Raw genomic sequence first — 18,033 nt, 5'->3', positions numbered from 1 at the left:
CATGTCGATCGACCTGCTGCGGGAGGGCGCGGTCATCCCCGCCCACCCCCTGGCGCTGACCGCCGCCCGCACGTTCGACGAGCGCCGCCAGCGCGCGCTCACCCGCTACTACCTCGCCTCGGGAGCGGGCGGCGCGGCCGTGGCGGTGCACACGACGCAGTTCGCGATCCGCGAGGCGGGTCTGCTGCGGCCGGTGCTCGAACTCGCCGCCGAGGTCGTGGCCAAGGAGGCCGAGCGGCCCTTCGTCCTGGTCGCGGGGGCGTGCGGCGACACCGCGCAGGCCGTGGCGGAGGCCGAGCTCGCGGCCTCGCTGGGCTACCACGCGGTGCTGCTGTCGCCGAAGGTGCCGGGCGCGGGCGAGCCGGAGCTGCTGGCACGTGCCAGGGCGGTGGGCGAGGTGCTGCCGGTGGTCGGCTTCTACCTCCAGGAGGCGGTGGGCGGGCAGCGGCTCAGCCCGTCGTTCTGGAGGTCGCTGAGCGAGCAGGAGTCGGTGGTGGCGATCAAGATGGCGCCCTTCGACCGGTACCGCACCGTCGACGTGGTCAACGCGGTGGCGGCCTCGGGGCGGGGCGACGACATCGCGCTCTACACCGGCAACGACGACAACATCCTGGCCGACCTGCTCACCCCCGTCGCGGGCCGCCGCGTCGTCGGCGGGCTGCTCGGCCAGTGGGCGGTGTGGACGCGGGCGGCGGTGCTCATGTTCGAGGAGGTGCGCCGGGCCTGGGCCGGGGACGACGACGTCCTGCGGTCCCTGCTGGCCCGCGCCGCCGACCTCACCGACGCCAACGGCGCGGTGTTCGACGTGGCGGGCGGCTTCCACGGCTGCATCGCCGGGGTGCACGAGGTGCTGCGCGGCCAGGGGCTCATGGCCGGCACCTGGTGCCTCGACCCGGACGAGGGGCTGTCGCCGGGGCAGGCGGGGGAGATCGCGCGGGTGCGCGCGGCCTACCCGTGGCTGGTGGACGACGACTTCGTCGCCGCGCACCTGGACGACTGGCTCCGCTGAGCCGGCGAGCCCGGGGTGGGGGATTCCCCGCCCCGGGCTCGTGTTCTCAGATGGCCCAGTGGGCCGTGGACAGGGCGCGGACGGCGTCCTCGTCCACCTCGACGCCGAGGCCGGGCCCGGTGGGCACCAGGGCCGTCCCGCCCGTGACCTTCACCGTCTCGCCGCCGACGTACGCCGAGCGCACGAACTGGCGGCCGTTGAGATCGACCGGGGTGTCCACGCCGAAGGCGGCGAACAGGTGCAGCGAGGCGGCGAACCCCAGGTCGGTGTCCGTCAGCCCCGACCCCATGATGCGCAGCCCGGCGTCCTCGGCGAGCTGGCACAACCTGCGGGAGAGCGTGAGGCCGCCCGACCGCTGCACCTTGGCGATGGCGATGTCCACGGCGTCGAGCTTCACGAACGTGGCCAGGTCGGACGGATGGCGCAGGCTCTCGTCCAGCGCCACCGGCAGCGGGCTGTGGTCGCGCAGCCGGCGCAGCCCGGTGACGTCGTTGGCGGGCAGCGGCTGCTCGAACGCCGACACGTTCAGGTCCGCGAGCCGCCGCGCCATGCGCAGCGCGCCGTCCACCGTGTAGGCCTGGTTCGCGTCCACCCACAGGGGCGCGTCCGGGGCGGCCTCCCTGACCGCCGCGACGACGGACAGGTCCGTCGCCTCGTCGTGCAGGCCCACCTTGACCTTGTACGCGCCGTAGCCGTGCGCCCGCCCCTCCTCGACCGCCTGCCGCACCTCGTCGGCCGTCTGACCGGCCACGATCCAGCCGAGCGTGATCCGGTCGAGGCGGCGCTGGCCCCACAGCACGCCGACGGAGACGCCGAGGGCCCGGCCGAGCAGGTCGTGCAGCGCGATGTCGAGCGCCGACTTGGCGATGGGCGACCCGATCGTCAGCCCCCTGTTGATCACCTTCTCGTAGACCGCGCAGGCGCCGTCCAGGTCCCACGCGGGGCGTCCGACGAGGGCGGGGGCGAGATAGCGGGCGATCGTCGTCGAGATCGACTCCACGGTCTCGTAGGTCCAGGCCGGGGTCGGCGTCGCCTCTCCCCAGCCGGTCACCCCGCCGGCCGTCACCTTGACGAGAACCCGTTCGGCGGGCTTTCCCTCCGTGGTGACGTTTCCGCCGGAGATGCTGAACGACCGGATGGACGGCAGCTCCACGACGAATACCTCGATCCGCTCGACGACCAGCGATTCCATGTTTCTCCAAGCGGCAGGAATTCATGCTCTTTTTATATTTCCAGCATCCCGAATCTAGCACGCCGGAAATAATTCACGAATTAGCGGAATGAATTCATGCGCCCGCTTTCCAGGGCGCCCTGGCCGGCGACAGCCAGCCCGGACGGCCTGCTTTCCCCATATCTCCCTATCATTGGGGCATGAACGATGGGCTTCCGGAACCAGTCGGCCGTGCTGGGTGGCGCGTCTCGCACGACGAGCGTGAAGCGGTGGTGGAGCGGCTGAACACGGCGGCGGCCGAGGGCCGGCTCGACCTCAGCGAGCTGGACGCCCGCCTGGAGCAGGCGCTGAACGCCAAGACGTACGCCGACCTGGCGCCGCTCACCGCCGACCTGCCGCCGGACGTCCCGGTGAACCAGGAGCCGCTGGTCCTCAAGGGCGGCATGCACGGCCTGACCCGCTCGGGACGCTGGGACGTGCCGCCGCGCATCACCGTGTACGGCGGCATGGGCGCCGTCAAGCTCGACTTCACCGAGACCGAATGCCGGCTGCCCGAGGTCCACATCGAGGCGCAGGGCCAGATGGCCGGCGTCACGATCATCATCCCCGACGGCTGGGCCGCGGAGACGTCCCGCATGGAGGGCGGCCTCGGCGGTTTCAAGGACAAGACCACCCCGCAGCGCCTCCCCAGGACCCCGCTGATCCGCCTCTCCGGCACCGGCGGCGCGGGCGGCGTGGTCATCCGGCACCCCAACACCTGGGAACGCAGGAAGCAGCGGCGCCTTCAGGGCCGTTAGGGGCGGCCTTCCCGACCGGGTCGCCGGGCTGGAAGGATGAGTGCCGTGTCCGCCCTTGAACGGGTCTCGCGTGTGGCGCGCGCCGCTGTCTTCGCCGCGGTGTGCGTCGTCGTGTCCGCGGGCGGTCACGTCCTGGCCGGAGGCGTTCCGGCCGCGGTGCCCACGTTGCTCGCCGGCGTGCTGGGGGCCTTCGCCCTCGCCTTCGTGCTCAACGGACGGCCGCGCGGGCCCGAGACCGTCGTCACGGCGACGGCCGCCGCTCAGATCCTGCTGCACGAGCTGTTCACCAGGAGCGCCGGCGTCACCGTGACCGCCGCCGGGCATGCGCACACCGGGACGCCCGGCGCCGGCATGGCCGTGGCGCACCTCGTGATCGCGGTGATGAGCGGATGGTGGCTGTATCGCGGGGAGAGCGCGTTCTGGCTGATGGTCCGGCTCTGGGGGACGGCTCCGCTGCCGAAGCTGCGGCGGTTGCTCGCCGGCGTGGTCGAGCCGTTCGTGACGCCGGTCGCGGTCGTGCTCGTGGCCGGGGCGGGGACGTATCGCGGGCCTGAGCTCGTACGGGCGATCCTGCGGCGCGGGCCGCCCGTGGCCGCGCACGCGCACTGACGCCCGCCCCGGCCCGTTCGCCGGGGTGGAGGCATCGGCCGCCGTGCCGGTGCCGGCTCGCCGCCCTGAGACGACAGCCGGAGTCATGCCCGCTGGAGTGATGTTCCGCCTGCTGCGCACCACGGCCTTCGCCGTGGTGTGCTGCGCGCTGTCCGCGTTCGCCCACCTGCTCGGGGGCGGCAGGGTGACCGCCCTCATGGCGGTGGCGGCTCTGGCGGTCTCCTTCGTCGCCGCCATGCCGGCCACCGGCCGGGAGCGAGGCGGGCCGGCCGTCTTCCTCCTTCTCGCGGGTGTGCAGGTGGCGTTGCACCTGCTGTTCTCGATCGCGCCGCCGGGGCTGCCGGGTGTGCCCGGCGGGCATGCGCACTCCGGGCTCGTACCGGGTGTGGGGATGCTGGTCTCCCACGGTCTGGCGACCCTGATGACGGCGCTCTGGCTGGCGCGGGGTGAGGCGGTGCTCTGGGCGCTGCTGCGGCACCTCGGGGTGCGTGTCATCGTGCTGCTGCCTGGGGCGCACCGCACGCCGTACTGGACGGTGGTCGTCCGCGCCGTCGAGCCCGCGCCTCTCCGCTGCGCGGTGCTGGAGCACGCGCTGAGCGGGCGCGCCCCACCGGCCGGCTGAACCTCTCGTTCCTCCCCTTCACCGGACGGATGCGCTCCGCCCGGCGGTCGTCGTACGCCCGAAACGGGAGTTCTCCATGCCGGAAACACCAGACCAGAGAGTGATCGATGTGAATCCTGTTGTCGCTGATGAACGCGCCGACGACGATCGGCGCCTGACCGCGCTCGCGCTGGCCGCCCGCGACGGCGCCCCGGCGGACGTCGCGGCCTTCACCGAGGCGGTGTACGCCGACGTACGCCGTTTCCTCGCCTACCTGACCGACGTGCAGTCGGCCGACGACCTGACCCAGGAGACGTTCGTCCGGGTCCTGGGGAGCCTGCCGCGCTTCGCCGGGAGATCGTCGGCCAGGGCCTGGTTGTTGTCCATCGCCCGCCGGGTGGTCGTCGACCGCTTCCGGGCCGCGCGGGCCCGGCCCGTGGTGGCGGACCTGGCGGACTGGCAGGCCGCCGTGGAGCGGTGCCAGCCACGTGACCTGCCCGGATCGCAGGACGCGGTGGAGCTGGCCGAACTGCTGGCCGAGGTGCCTCAGGAACGGCGCCGCGCCTTCGTGCTGACCCAGGTCGTGGGCCTGCGGTACGCCGAGGCCGCCGAACTGCTCGGCTGCCCGGTGGGAACGGTGCGCTCCAGGGTGTCCCGGGCCCGGCACCAGCTTTCCGCGTCCTGGCTGGCCGCCTGACCACCCTGTGACGCAGGTCGAGGGAACTTCCGCCTCGATCCGTCCGACGGCTCCGGTGAACCCACAGAACTCGGAGTCCTCAATGACAACACGCACCGCACAACCAGGGCAGGCCGGTCTCGGAACGGAGGCCGTCCAGCTCCTCATCGGCGGCATGACCTGCGCCTCGTGCGCCGCCCGGGTGGAGCGCAAGCTCAACCGGATGGACGGCGTGAGCGCCAGCGTCAACTACGCGACCGAGAAGGCGACGATCGAGGCCGGCGGCGTCCCGGTGGAAGAGCTGATCCGGACGGTCGAGCGCACCGGCTACAGCGCCGAGGTGGTCAGCCCGCGGGCGCCGGCCGCGCCGGAGGACACCGACGACCGGCGCGTGCGGATGCTGGGCCGGCGCATGATCGTCGCCGTCGGGCTGGCCTTCGTGCTGATGGACCTGTCGATGGGCATGGCGTTCGTCCCGGAGTGGCACTTCGCGGGCTGGCAGTGGGTGCTGATCGGCCTGACGCTGCCGATGGTCACCTGGTGCGCCTGGCCGTTCCACCGCAACGCCTTCCGCGCGGCCCGGCACGGCGCCACCTCCATGGACACCCTGATCTCGACCGGCGTCATCACCTCGACCCTCTGGTCGGTGTACGTCATCCTGTTCCCGATCGACGCCGGACCCGCCGGGCCGGGCCTGTGGGCGGCGCTGTCCGCGCCGGACAGCGCGTTCTACCTGGACGTCGCCGCAGGGGTGACGATGTTCGCGCTGGCCGGGCGGTACCTGGAGGCGCGGGCGCGGCGCTCCTCCGGCGCGGTGCTGCGCCGCCTGGCCGAGCTGGGCGCCAAGGACGTCAGCGTGCTGCGCGCCGACGGCAACGAGTACCGCATCGACGTGGCGGACCTGCGCACCGGCGATGTGTTCGTGGTCCGGCCGGGGGAGAGCATCGCCGCCGACGGCCGGATCGAGTCCGGGCAGAGCACCATCGACACCAGCGCCATGACCGGCGAGCCGGTGCCCGTCGAGGTCGGCGAGGGCGACGCGGTGACCGGCGCGACCGTCAACCTCAGCGGGCGTCTGTTCGTCCGCGCCACCCAGGTGGGCGCGGGCACCCAGCTCGCCGCGCTGATCCGGCTCGTCGAGCACGCCCAGGCCGACAAGGCCGCCGTGCAGCGGCTCGCGGACCGGATCTGCGGCTGGTTCGTCCCGGCCGTCTTCGTCCTGTCGGCGCTGACCCTGGCTGTCTGGCTGCTCGCCGGCGGCCAGACCCACCAGGCGGTCACGGCCGCGCTGGCCGTGCTCATCATCGCCTGCCCGTGCGCGCTCGGCCTGGCCATCCCCACCGCCCTGCAGGTCGCCTCCGGCACCGGCGCCAAGCTCGGCGTGTTCATCAAGAGCCATCAGGCCATGGAGTCCGCGCGGGTCATCGACACCGTCGTGCTGGACAAGACCGGCACCCTCACCCAGGGCCGCATGAGCGTCGTGGACCTCGTCGGCGAGGACACCCTGCGCTACGCCGGAGCCGTCGAGGACGCCTCCGAGCACGCCGTCGCCACCGCCATCGCCGCCCACGCCCGCGCCGAGCTCGGCGACCTGCCCGAGGTGGACGATTTCACCGCCCTGGCCGGACTGGGCGCGAAGGGCACCGTCGAGGGCCGGCGCATCCTCATCGGCTCGGCCCGGCTGCTGACCCGGCACGACGTCGCCATCCCCCCTGTCCTCGACGACGCGCGGACCCGCTGGGAGAGCCAGGGCCGCACCGTCGTCCTCGTCGCCGCCGACGGGACGGCCATCGGGGCGCTCGCCCTCGCCGACGCCGTCAAACCCTCCGCCGCCGCCGCGATCGCCCGCCTGCACGCCATGGGACTCCGCACCCTGCTGCTCACCGGCGACAACGCCACCACCGCCCGTGCCGCCGCCGCCCAGGCCGGCATCACCGAGGTCGTCGCCGAAGTGCTGCCCGCCGACAAGGAGGCCACCATCGCGCGGCTCCAGGGCGAGGGCCACCGCGTGGCCATGGTCGGCGACGGCATCAACGACGCCCCGGCGCTCGCCCGCGCCGACCTCGGGCTGGCCGTGGTGGACGGCACCGACGTCGCGCTGGCCGCCGCCGACCTCATCCTGATCCGCGACGACCTCGACGTGGTCCCCACGGCGCTCACCCTGGCCCGCGCCACCCTGCGCACCATCCGCGGCAACCTCGTCTGGGCCTTCGGCTACAACGTGGCCGCCCTCCCACTGGCCGCCACCGGCCTGCTCAACCCCCTCATCGCCGGCGGCGCCATGGCGCTGTCCTCGGTGTTCGTCGTCACCAACAGCCTGCGGCTGCGCCGCTACGCGCCGCCTCCGGCGACCGGCGACTTCCTCACCGCGCACCTCGACGACGAGGACGAGGCGGTGCGCGAGAAGGTCTGACCCGTCACGGCTGAAGTTCCAGGGAACCGGGGCGGGCTTCGCGACGACTGGTCGGACGAGCCCCTTTGTGCCCATGGCCGTGGCCGGAAGCCGGCGGACGTTGGCCTGCCGGCCACTTCCAGGCGAGGGGGCGTCTCGTCACCATGGGGACCCGCGATGCGACACCGAGAACCTGGAGGCAGCATGCGAGCCGACATCCGAGCCGACATCCGAGCCGACATCCGAGCCGACATCGTCGTCTTCGACGGCGCGGACGACCTCGACGTGGTGGGCCCGTACGAGGTGCTGGGCCTGGCCGGCCGCGCCGGGCAGGGCGTCACGGTACGGCTGGTGTCCCTGGACGGGCCGCGGACGGTGACCACGGCGGGCGGTCTGCTCCTGCCCGCGGCCGGCTGGGCGCCGCAGGAGGCCGACGTGCTCATCGTGCCCGGCGGCGGCTACGCCACGAGCGAGACCTCGGGCGTCCGGGCGGAGCTGGACTCGGGCCGGCTGCCCGCCGCGCTCGCCGCGGCGGCCCGGCCCGGCCTGGTGCTCGCGTCCGTGTGCACGGGCGCGATGCTGCTGGGCGCGGGCGGGCTGCTGACCGGCCGGGCCTGCACCACGCACCATCGGGCCGTCGAGGACCTGGTGGCGGCCGGTGGCCGGCCCGTGCAAGCCCGGGTGGTGGACGACGGCGACGTGGTGACCGCCGGTGGCATCACCTCGGGCCTGGACCTGGCGATCTGGCTCGTCGAGCGGCACCGCGGCGCGCAGGCCGCCGCGCTGGTGCAGCAGATCCTGGAGTACGAGCGCCGCGAACCGCTGTGGCGTTCCGGCGACCCGGTCACCTCGGGCGCGGGACGATGAGGCGGCGGATGACGCTCTGCCTGGTCGCGATGCTGCCCCTGGCGGCGACCGGCTGCGGTGGCGACGTCCGGCCGGCGGCCGCCGGTCGGTCCGTCGTGGTCAAGGACTGCGCGGGCAAGGACGTCAGCTTCAGCGCGCCGCCCGCGAAGGTGGTGACCCTCGACGGGTACGCCGCCCAGACGATGGCCCGGCTCGGCCTGACCGGCAAGATCACCGGCACCGGCTACCCGGCCCCGTTCACCGTGGACACCTCCCCTCACCGGGAGGAACTGGCGAAGATCCCGGTCCTGTCCGAGCGGGTGCCGGTCACCGAGGTCGTCGCCGCGCAGCGGCCCGACCTCGTCCTGACCGCCTTCTCCGCCTTCGGCGGGCCACCCGGCAGCCCCAAGGACGCCGACCTCGCCACCATGAACGCCAAGGGACTGGCCGCCTGCCTGCCCGGCGGCGACAGCCCGTCCGGCCCCGCCCTGGCCGACCTCGCGCCCACCTACGACTACATCCGCAAGCTCGGCACCGTCTTCGGCGTCCAGGACCGAGCCGACCGGCTCATCGCCGAGCTGCGCGCCCGCCAGGACGCCGTCAGGACCGGCGGCGCCAGGCCGCGCGTCATGATCGTGCAGGACGCCCCGGTCGCCGGGCAGCCGATCAAGACCTCCGGCACCGGCACGATCGCCCACGCCCTGCTCACGCTGGCGGGCGGCGAGAATCTCTTCCCCGACGTCCACGCGATGCACGCCGACGTCTCACCGGAGCAGGTGGTCAAGCGGGACCCGGAGGTGATCTGGGTGCTCACCGACTACAACTTCGCCAAGGTCAAGGGCCGGGAGCTGGTGGACGAGGTCAGGCGGAACCCCCTGTTGTCCGGGACCACGGCCGTCAAGCGGGGGAGGGTCTTGTCGACCTCGCAGTACCTGGTCTCCTTCCCCAGCCCGCTCAACCTCGACGCGCTGGAACAGCTCGCCGCCGACCTGCGTGCGGGCGGCCGATGACCGCGATCGCCGGCAGGCTGAGCGCGCGGGTCGCCGCTGTGCCGTACCCGGCGCTGGTCGCCCTGCTCACGGCGGCGCTGGCCGTCTCGGTGGTGGCCGCCACCGGGTTCGGGGCGGTCGGCGTGCCCGCGGGAGAGGTCGCCGGCATCCTCGTCCACCACCTGACCGGCGGCGGCGACAGCACGGCCACCGCCGACCTCATCGTCTGGCGGATCCGCTTCCCGCGCGTGCTGCTCAGCGCGGTGGCCGGCGCCGGGCTCGCGCTGGCCGGGGCCGTCGTGCAGGGCGTGGTCCGCAACCCGGTCGCCGACCCGTACCTGCTGGGCCTGTCCCACGGCGCCTCCGTCGGCGCCGTGCTGGTGCTGACCACCGGCACCGCCGTGCTCGGCGCGCTCACCCTGCCGGCGGCGGCGTTCACCGGCGCCGCCGTCGCGATCGGGATCGTGCTGGCGATGTCCACCAGACAGCGCCGGCTGCTGCCGGTGCGGCTCATCCTGGTCGGCGTCGCCTTCGGGCACCTGTTCGCCGGGATCACCTCGTTCGTGCTCGCGCGTACCGACAGCTCCGCCGCGCAGCAGCAGATCATCTTCTGGCTGCTCGGCGGCCTGTCCGGCACGAACTGGGCCACCCTGCCCGTGCCCGCGATCGTCGTCGGCGTGGCCACGGGGCTGCTGCTGGCGCGGGCCCGCCGGCTCAACGCCCTGGTGCTGGGCGAGGAGGCCGGCGCGGCGCTGGGACTGGACGCCAGCCGGCAGCGCTGGTACCTGCTCCTGCTCGTCACGCTGCTGACCGGGACGGTCGTCGCCGTGTCCGGCGGGATCGGTTTCGTCGGCCTGATCGTGCCGCACCTGGCCCGGATGCTGGTCGGCGCCGACCACCGCCGCATGCTGCCCGTCGCGGTGGTGCTCGGCGCGCTCTTCCTGCTGTGGGCCGATGTGGCGGCGCGGATCCTGATCTGTCCCGCCGAGTTGCCCATCGGCGTGCTGACCGCGTTCCTCGGAGTGCCGTGCTTCCTGCTCGTCATGCGGGCGCGCGGCCTGGCCGCCCAGGAGACCTCATGAGACTCGACCTCGACGCCGTATCGGTCACCCTCGGTCGCAGGACCGTGGTCCACGACGTGTCGCTGACCGTCCCCGCGGGCGGATTCGCGGCGCTCGTCGGGCCGAACGGCAGCGGCAAGTCCACCCTGCTCCGCACCGTCTACCGTGCCGTGCGACCGGGGTCGGGCACCGTCCGGCTCGGCGGCCGTGACCTGTGGTCGATGCCGCCCGCGCACGCCGCACGCAGCGTGGGCGTGCTCATGCAGGAGCAGCACACCGGCTTCGAGTTCACCGTCGCCGAGACCGTCGCCCTGGGCCGCACGCCGCACCTGGGCTTCTTCGACCGATTTAGCCGCGAGGACCACGCCGCGGTCGCGGAGGCCCTGGACCGTACCGGCCTGGCCGCGTTCGCCGGGCGCCGCGTCGGGCAGCTCTCCGGCGGGGAGCGCCAGCGGGTCCTGCTCGCCCGCGCCCTGGCCGGCCGGCCCCGGCTGCTCGTCCTGGACGAGCCGACCAACCACCTGGACGTCCGCCACCAGCTCGACCTCCTCGAACTCGTCCGGGACCTGGACGTCACCGTGCTCGCCGCCCTGCACAGCCTCGACCTGGCCGCCACGTACGCCGACACCGTCGCCGTGCTGCGGCAGGGACGGCTCGTGGCGCATGGCCCGGCCGCCGACGTGCTGACACCCGCGACGATCGGGGAGGTGTTCGAGGTGGACGCCACCAGACAGGGCGGCTCGGGGCTCGTGCTGCGGCCCCGCTGCGTCTGCCCGGACCGGCCCTGCCACTGGAGCTGCCGCAACCGCACGGGGACGTTGCTGAGCGATGTCCGCTGACCCGCACCTCGTCGCCGTACTCGCCCTCGACGGGGTGGTCGGCTTCGACCTGTCGATGCCCTGCCAGGTCTTCGGCACCGCCCGCCTGCCCGACGGCGCCTACCCCTACCAGGTGCGCGTCTGCGGGGTGACCCCGTCGGTGAACGCCACCGCCGGCGGCGTCGGCTACTACCGCATCGAGGCGCCCAACGGCCTGGACGGCGCCGAGGACGCCGACACTCTCGTGGTGCCCGGCGTCACCGTCACCCGCCGGGCCCCCGACGCCGTGCTCGACCTGCTGCGCGAGGCCGCGGCCCGCAAGGCGCGGATCGTGTCCATCTGCACCGGCGCGTTCGTGCTCGCCGAGGCGGGCCTGCTGTCCGGGCGGCAGGCCACCACGCACTGGAAGGCGGCGGGCGAGCTGGCCCGCCGCCACCCCGACGTGCGCGTGGACCCCAAGCCCCTCTACGTGGGGGACGGGCGGCTGTTCACCTCGGCGGGCGTGGCCGCCGGGCTCGACCTGTGCCTGCACCTGATCCACCGCGACTTCGGCGCGGCGGTGGCGGCGAGCGCCGCCCGCGCCACCGTCATGGCGCCCAGCCGCGACGGCGACCAGGCCCAGTTCATCCCGCAGCCACCGGCCCCCGCCGCGAGCGGCAGCCTGGCCGCGACCCTGGCCTGGATGCGCGAGCACGCGGCCGAACCGCTCACCCTCGCGGGCATCGCGCGCCACGCCAACCTCAGCGTCCGTACGCTCACGCGCCGCTTCCAGGAGCAGACCGGCACCACGCCCGCGGCCTGGCTCGCCCGCGAGCGGCTGCTGCTGGCACGGCACCTGCTGGAGACCACCGACCTGCCGATCCCCGCCGTCGCCGACCGCAGCGGCCACGGCTCGGCCGGCGCCCTGCGCGCGCACTTCGCCCGCGAGCTGCACACCAGCCCGCACCGCTACCGGCAGTCCTTCCGGCCCCGCCCCTGAAGCCTCCGGCCCCGACGCAAGCGACGACGCCGCGGCGTCGCGTCAAGGGGTCCTGTCAGCGGACGCGTCTGGCGCAGTGGGGGCAGGTCGGCGTGTGACGGAGGGTGGTGCGGCGGTGCACGCGTCGCTTGGCGCTCTCGGCCGGCGCGGCGGGCGGCGGGGGGCCCAGGGACAGGGAGGCGTCCCTGGCCAGGATCGCCGTCTGGAGCCGCCGCAGCTCGGGGGACGGCTCCAGGCCGAGGTCCTCGCTGAGAATGTCCCGCCCGTCGCGATAGACGTCCAGGGCGTCGGCCTGCCGCCCGCTGTGATACAGGGCGATCATGAGCTGGGCGCGGAACTTCTCCCGCAGCGGATGCTCACGGACGAGCTCCGACAGCTCCGCGATCAGATCACCGTGCCTGCGCAGCCGCAGATCGGCCTCGATGCGGTCGGCGAGCGCGGCCAGCCGCTGCTCCTCCAGCCGGGTGGCGTGCTGGCGGAGCAGCGAGATGTCGTTCAGCCCGGACAGCGCGGGTCCTCGCCACATGTCGAGGGCTACCCGCAGCAGGTCGCTGCCCCTTGCATCGTTCCAGGCCGCGATCGCCTGACGCCCCTGTCGTACCAGGTCCTCGAAGCGCCGGGCGTCCACGGCCTCGGACGGCACGCGCAGCTGGTAGCCCGCGGCACGGTGCACGATGGGGGCGCAGTCGCGCAGTGTGCGCCTGAGGCGGTGCAGTTGCAGGCGCAGGCGCGCGCCACCGGCGTCACCCGCCTCGGCGCCCCAGAGGGCGTCGATCAGGACGTCGCTGTGGGCGACCTTGCCGTGATGGCAGAGCAACAGGGCGAGCAGAGTGCGTTGCTGGATCGAGCGGAGGGATAAATGCTCCTCCCCGTCCACGACTTCCAGCGCGCCCAAAATGCCGAACTGCATGGGTCTCCCCCCCGGCTGCATGTGCCCGACTTTTCAGCTGATCAAGCATAAGTCCAACCTGCCCGGCTGTGGGGCCTAGGTCGGGAAACTGAGCTGAAACCGAAGTGAAACGCGAGGTCCGCACACTTTCCCTGGCTGATGGTGTCTATGCCAGGCTTGGGATGCATTCGGGGCTTGTGTGCCGAATGGGGGGATATATGAATATTTTTCCGCGTGTGCGACAGACTATTCGTAGGCCGTCACGTAGTGTGATCGCCATCACGGGAGCGTCTGTCCTGGTGACCGGTCTCTTCGCCGGCGGAGCCGCGGCCGCCGTATCGGGGAGCGACCATGGGCATGCTCACGCCGCCCCCCTCCGCGCCAAGGTCGAGCGCCCGAAGGCGACCAAGCTGGGCCCGCTGCCGAAGGTGAAGACGAAGGGCGGCGTGGCGGTCAAGCGCACCACCACGACGGCGAAGACCACCGCCGCGCTGGCCGCCGCGGCCAGCGACCGGGTGGGCCTGCGCGCGCTCGTCATCGGCGTGGACCAGGACGACTGGGGCGTGGCCACCTGGAAGTCCGTGCTCGACCGGGTCGGCGCTCAGTACGACGTGCTGTTCAGCAAGACCCAGGCCCTCACCGCGTCCGACCTGCTGCGGGCGGACGGCGCGGGAAAGTACAACGCGGTCCTGCTGACCAACGGCTCGCTGCTCCACTTCGACGGCGCCAACTACGTCAGCGGTCTGGACAGCACCGAATGGAACGTTCTATGGGCCTACGAGCGGGACTACAGCGTACGCCAGGTCTCCCTCTACACCGCCTACGGCACCTGGCCGGAGGACTACTGCCTGCGCGCGGGCAGTGAGGGCGGCATCGGCGACACCCCCATCAGCACCGAGCTGACCCCGGCGGGCGCGGGCGTGTTCGACTACCTCAAGACCGGCGTGAACGTGCCGATCTCCCTCTCCTACGCCTACCGCAGCACGATCGCCCCGGGCTGCTCGGCCGAGGCGATCATCACCAGCGGCTCCGACGTGCTCGGCGTCCGCAGCACCTCCACCGACGGCCGCGAGCGCATGGCGCTGACGTTCACCTCCAACCAGTACCTGCCGCAGGCCGACCTGCTGACGTACGGGCTGTTCAGGTGGGCCACCAGGGGCCTGTTCCTGGGCGAGCAGCGCCACTACCTCAACGCCGACGTGGACGACTGGTTCAACTCCACCGACCACCTGTACCCCGACGGCCACGTGGAGAGCGACCCGGGCTACCGGACCACCAGAGCCGACGCGGTGAGCACGTACAACCAGCAGAACGCCTTCACCGCCGGCAACCCGCTCGCCTCGGGCTTCAAGCTGAACCTGGCCTACAACGGCGAGGGCACGACGCTGAACTCCCCCTCGACGTGCTCCACCCCGCCGTTCGGCGCCGACGGGCTCACCAGCTACTCGCGCTGCCGCGCCTCCTCCTTCACCTGGATCAACCACACGTTCTCGCACCCGAAGATGAACTTCACGGACTACGCGACCAGCTACTCCGAGATCCAGGACAACCTCACCAGGGCCGCCGCGCTGGGCCTGAGCGTGGACGCGACCGTGCTGAAGACCGGCGAGTACTCCGGCCTCGGCGTCTACAACCCCGACGTCAACAACGACATCGACCCGCCCACGGACTACGGCCTGGCCGCCTCCAACCCCCACCTGCTGCAGGCCGCCAAGGATCTCGGCGTGAAGTACCTGCACGGCAACATGTCGTTCGGCAGCCACCAGCCGTCCTGCTTCAACTGCGGCATCCACCACCCGCTCGAACCGTCGCTGATGGTGGTGCCCGACTGGCCCACCAACATCGCCTACCACACCACCACGCCGGCCGAGCAGACGCTGTTCTACAACTCCTACTACGGGCCGGACGGCAAGTTCCCCTACTGGCCGGTCAACCAGACCTACAACCAGGTCCTGGAGCACGAGAGCGACGTGGCGCTGCAGCACGTCATGTCGGGTTCGATCTACGCGCACACCTTCCACCAGGGCAACCTGCGTGACTACGGGTCGGGCAAGAGCCTGGTCTTCGACTGGCTGAACGCGGTCATGGCCAAGTACAACGCCTACTACAACGTTCCCGTCATCACCCCCGACTGGGGTGGCATCGCCCACTACGTCGAGGACCGGACCGAGCACTTCGCCGGGCTCGCCGGGGTGGACGCCGTCTACGACCGGGTCGCGGGCACGGTCACGTTCACCTCGAACGCCGCCGCCGCCGTCTTCGCGACCAACGCCGCGGCCCCGGGCGCGACGACGTACGGCACCGACTCCATCGCCCGCCTCACGCTCACCGCGGGCGTGCCCGTCACCGTCACCGCGAGTGTGCGCGCATGAAGGTGACCTTCGTGTCGGAGGGCACGTACCCGTTCGCCATGGGTGGGGTGAGCGTCTGGATGGACCAGCTCATCCGGGGCATGCCCGACTACCGATGGGACGTCGTCACCCTGACGGTGGACGGCAGGGAGCGCTCGGTCTGGGAGCGCCCCCCGAACCTGGAGAAGGTCGTCTCCGTGCCCCTGTGGGCCGGACGACGTCGCCGGCGCCCCTCGCGGGCGCCGGGGCGCGGCTTCGGCGACGTGTACGGGCGCTTCCTGGAGATGGTGCTCACGCCCGCCACCATGGGTGACGGCAGCAAGGAATTCCTGTCGGTGCTGGAGTCGCTGTACCGCTTCGCCGACTGGGGCGGCGACCTCATGAGCGCGATCACGGCCAACGAGTCGCTCTCGCAGCTCATGGACGCCTGGTACTGGAGCAGGAGCGACGCGCTCAACCTGTCCGACGCGGTCATCGCCAGCGACCTGCTGGGCCACATGCTGCGGCCGCTGGCCGAGCCGCCGCCGCAGGCCGACTTGGTGCACGTCTCCATGAACGGGCTCAGCATGCTCGTGGCGATGAGCGCCAAGTGGCGCTACGGCACGCCCGCCGTGCTCTCCGAGCACGGCGTCTACCTGCGGGAACGCTACCTGCAGTACGTCAACGAGCCGGTCCCGCACTCCGTGCGGGTGCTGCTGCTCAGTTTCTTCCGCCGGCTGGCCGGGGCGGCGTACGTCGCGGCCGACCGCATCGCGCCGCACTCGTCGTACAACAGGCGCTGGCAGGTCCGCAACGGCGCCGACCCGAGCCGGATCCGGATCATGTACAACGGCGTGGACCCGAAGGAGTTCCCCGTCGCCACCGGCGAACCCGACGTGCCCACGCTGGTGTTCATGGGCCGGGTGGACCCGCTGAAGGACCTGCACACGCTGATCCGCGCGTTCCAGATCGTCCGTCACAGGATCCCCAACGCCCGGCTGCGGATCTTCGGCGGCGTGCCGGCGGGCAACGAGAGCTACCACGAGAGCTGCGTCGAGCTGATCGAGGAGCTGGGGCTGCAGGGCGCGGCCACGTTCGAGGGCCGGGTCGGCTCTCCGGTGGAGGCCTACCACGCCGGCCAGGTCGTGGCCCTGACCAGCATCTCCGAGGGTTTCCCCTACACCGTGGTCGAGGCCATGGCGTGCGGCAGGCCCTGCGTGGTCACCAACGTCGGCGGCGTGGCCGAGGCGGTGGGCGAGGCCGGGTTCGTGGTGCCGCCGCGCGACTACCGCGCCGCCGCCGAGGCCATGGTGCGCCTGCTGCTCGACGCCCCGCTGCGCCGCCACCTCGGCGCTCTGTCGCACGCCCGCGTGCTGGAGCGCTTCACGCTCCGGCAGTCGCTGGACGACTATCGTTCGGTCTACAGAGAACTCCTGGGGGCCCGGGCATGACCCAGCCGCCGTCGTCACGGGACATCGACGCCCTCATCGACCCCATGGGCACCGGGGTGTTCCGCGCCGTGGAGCCCCTCCAGGTCGCGGCCATGCTGGAGTCCCAGGGGCTCAACGACAAGGTCGCCCGCGAGCTGTACGACCACACCTCCGTGTTCTCCCTGGCCGAGACCGCCTACTCGCACATCAGGTCCAAGGGCGCCCCGCCGCCGGGGTCGACCGGGTTCCTCAAGCGGGCCAGGCCGGTCGCCCAGATCCTGCACGGCCTGCTGTACGCCCTGCCCGCGGCCCTGCTGCCCGCCGCGTCGGGGCTCGTCGGCACGCAGTGGCTGATGCCGGGACTGGTCTTCACCACCGGCCTTGGCTGGGTGATCGGCGGCGCGGCGACGCATCTGGCGTACTCGCTGATCGGGCACGGCCACGTGCGCTCGGCGGGCCGCGTGCTGCGTACCGGGATGCTGGTGGCCGTCCTGGGCGTGGCGATGCTGGCCGGCGTGATCACGGGGCTGCGGGACGGTCCCGTCGAGCTGATCGCCCTGTGCATCATGCAGGTGACCTTCCAGATCGCCTCGGGAATCCTGCTGTTCTACCGGCGCGAGGGCTGGCTCGGGCTGATCATGATGCCGGCCGTCGTCGCCGGGGTCGCCTACATCGTCATCGGCGACAGCGACATCGGCCTGCTGACCCTCGGCGTGGGCTTCGCCTGCATCCTCGCCTGCGTGGCGGGCGCGCTCCGGCTGACCCTCACGAGGAATCCCGCGGGGGACGCCGCCGAGCCGCCGCTGCGCCTGCTGGCCCGCGCGAACGTGCGCGCGCTGCTCCCGTGGGTGCTCTACTCCACGCTGTCGGCGGTGTTCCTGCTGCAGGCCGAGGCCCGGTACGTGCTCGACCGCACCGACATCGCCGTGGCCGGCGCCGGGCTCGTCATCGGCATGGGCATCCTGGAGTACCGGGCGCACGCGTTCGAGGACGAGACCAGGGCGGCGATCCGCCAGGTCCGCTACCCCTCCGACTTCACCCGGCGCGGCCGATGGCTGCTCGCCAAGGGTGTGCTGATCTGCCTGGCGTGGCTGGCGGTGCTGTCCGTGCTGCCGCTGGCCTTCCTGCTGGGCAAGAACGAGCTGACCCACGCCAGCATCGCCATGGCCGCCGCCCACGTGATCGTCGGCGGCGCGTACTTCCTGGCGTTCCTGCTGGGCAACCAGGGCAGAGTCGTGCCCCTCTGCGTGGCACAGGCCGCGGCGCTCGCCGTACACCCCCTCGGCCGTCTTCTCCTGCCCGCAGGGGCGCCGGCGCTGGCCGACGTCCTTCTCTTCGCCGCCGCCGCGTTGCTGTTCCTGCTGATCCTTCTCGTCCTCATGAGCCAGGGCCTCAGGGATGTCAGACAGTACAGCTGATCCTTCGACCGGGAGGCT

General features: G+C 72.6%; 16 protein-coding genes. 14 read left to right on the top strand and 2 right to left on the bottom strand.

All coding sequences use genetic code 11. The features are described from left to right. Position 1 precedes the first annotated feature (1 nt). Positions 2-1,009 (top strand): dihydrodipicolinate synthase family protein, encoded by a 1,008-nt coding sequence (locus ACBR40_RS15305; RefSeq protein WP_344219718.1) that lies wholly within the window; start codon positions 2-4, stop codon positions 1,007-1,009. 46 nt (positions 1,010-1,055) lie between these two features. On the opposite strand, the gene ACBR40_RS15300 is transcribed toward ACBR40_RS15305, so the two are convergent. Beyond that, positions 1,056-2,201 carry a mandelate racemase/muconate lactonizing enzyme family protein gene (locus ACBR40_RS15300; protein WP_371249108.1) on the bottom strand — a complete coding sequence of 382 codons (1,146 nt, stop codon included), beginning with the start codon at positions 2,199-2,201 and terminating at the stop codon, positions 1,056-1,058. A gap of 179 nt (positions 2,202-2,380) precedes the next feature. Between ACBR40_RS15300 and ACBR40_RS15295 the strand changes: the two genes are divergently transcribed. From ACBR40_RS15295 to ACBR40_RS15250, 10 genes are all read left to right on the top strand, one after another. Next, positions 2,381-2,977: a DUF1707 domain-containing protein gene (locus ACBR40_RS15295; RefSeq protein ID WP_371249107.1), complete on the top strand. Its 597-nt coding sequence runs from the start codon at positions 2,381-2,383 to the stop codon at positions 2,975-2,977. A 45-nt stretch (positions 2,978-3,022) separates the two neighbouring features. Continuing rightward, positions 3,023-3,586, top strand: a complete 564-nt coding sequence (locus ACBR40_RS15290) for a hypothetical protein (protein ID WP_371249106.1) — start codon at positions 3,023-3,025, stop codon at positions 3,584-3,586. A gap of 85 nt (positions 3,587-3,671) precedes the next feature. Then, a complete protein-coding gene (locus tag ACBR40_RS15285; RefSeq protein WP_371249105.1) occupies positions 3,672-4,208 on the top strand; it encodes an MFS transporter in 537 nt (178 codons plus the stop codon). A gap of 109 nt (positions 4,209-4,317) precedes the next feature. Further along, positions 4,318-4,884 carry a sigma-70 family RNA polymerase sigma factor gene (locus tag ACBR40_RS15280; RefSeq protein WP_371249104.1) on the top strand — a complete coding sequence of 189 codons (567 nt, stop codon included), beginning with the start codon at positions 4,318-4,320 and terminating at the stop codon, positions 4,882-4,884. Between the two features lie 82 nt (positions 4,885-4,966). Then, positions 4,967-7,276, top strand: a complete 2,310-nt coding sequence (locus tag ACBR40_RS15275; RefSeq protein WP_371249103.1) for a heavy metal translocating P-type ATPase — start codon at positions 4,967-4,969, stop codon at positions 7,274-7,276. A gap of 183 nt (positions 7,277-7,459) precedes the next feature. Then, positions 7,460-8,122 carry a DJ-1/PfpI family protein gene (locus tag ACBR40_RS15270; protein WP_371249102.1) on the top strand — a complete coding sequence of 221 codons (663 nt, stop codon included), beginning with the start codon at positions 7,460-7,462 and terminating at the stop codon, positions 8,120-8,122. Positions 8,123-8,130: 8 nt separating this feature from the next. Next, entirely contained in the window at positions 8,131-9,111 is a 981-nt protein-coding gene (locus tag ACBR40_RS15265; RefSeq protein WP_371249101.1) for an ABC transporter substrate-binding protein, read from the top strand. Beyond that, a complete protein-coding gene (locus tag ACBR40_RS15260) occupies positions 9,108-10,172 on the top strand; it encodes a FecCD family ABC transporter permease (RefSeq protein WP_371249100.1) in 1,065 nt (354 codons plus the stop codon). Before ACBR40_RS15265 ends, ACBR40_RS15260 begins: the two co-directional genes overlap by 4 nt. Then, positions 10,169-10,990, top strand: a complete 822-nt coding sequence (locus tag ACBR40_RS15255) for an ABC transporter ATP-binding protein (protein ID WP_371249099.1) — start codon at positions 10,169-10,171, stop codon at positions 10,988-10,990. The genes ACBR40_RS15260 and ACBR40_RS15255 overlap by 4 nt, the downstream gene beginning before the upstream one ends. Continuing rightward, positions 10,980-11,948 (top strand): GlxA family transcriptional regulator, encoded by a 969-nt coding sequence (locus ACBR40_RS15250; protein WP_371249098.1) that lies wholly within the window; start codon positions 10,980-10,982, stop codon positions 11,946-11,948. The genes ACBR40_RS15255 and ACBR40_RS15250 overlap by 11 nt, the downstream gene beginning before the upstream one ends. A 55-nt stretch (positions 11,949-12,003) precedes the next feature. On the opposite strand, the gene ACBR40_RS15245 is transcribed toward ACBR40_RS15250, so the two are convergent. Next, on the bottom strand, positions 12,004-12,858 hold the full coding sequence (locus tag ACBR40_RS15245; protein WP_371249097.1) for a BTAD domain-containing putative transcriptional regulator: 855 nt from the start codon (positions 12,856-12,858) through the stop codon (positions 12,004-12,006). 278 nt (positions 12,859-13,136) lie between these two features. On the opposite strand from ACBR40_RS15245, the gene ACBR40_RS15240 reads away from it, so the two are divergent. From ACBR40_RS15240 to ACBR40_RS15230, 3 genes are read left to right on the top strand one after another with little or no spacing between them, the layout of a single operon-like run. Continuing rightward, positions 13,137-15,209, top strand: a complete 2,073-nt coding sequence (locus ACBR40_RS15240; RefSeq protein WP_371249096.1) for a hypothetical protein — start codon at positions 13,137-13,139, stop codon at positions 15,207-15,209. Continuing rightward, positions 15,206-16,618: a GT4 family glycosyltransferase PelF gene (gene pelF, locus ACBR40_RS15235; protein WP_371249095.1), complete on the top strand. Its 1,413-nt coding sequence runs from the start codon at positions 15,206-15,208 to the stop codon at positions 16,616-16,618. The genes ACBR40_RS15240 and pelF overlap by 4 nt, the downstream gene beginning before the upstream one ends. After that, positions 16,615-18,015: a hypothetical protein gene (locus ACBR40_RS15230; protein WP_344219688.1), complete on the top strand. Its 1,401-nt coding sequence runs from the start codon at positions 16,615-16,617 to the stop codon at positions 18,013-18,015. Before pelF ends, ACBR40_RS15230 begins: the two co-directional genes overlap by 4 nt. Positions 18,016-18,033: the final 18 nt, after the last annotated feature.

The organism is Nonomuraea sp. AD125B (genome assembly GCF_041402765.1).
Taxonomy (GTDB): domain Bacteria; phylum Actinomycetota; class Actinomycetes; order Streptosporangiales; family Streptosporangiaceae; genus Nonomuraea; species Nonomuraea bangladeshensis.
Note: the sequence above shows the minus strand (reverse complement) of the source record. Positions and strands in the feature narration are given on the sequence as shown.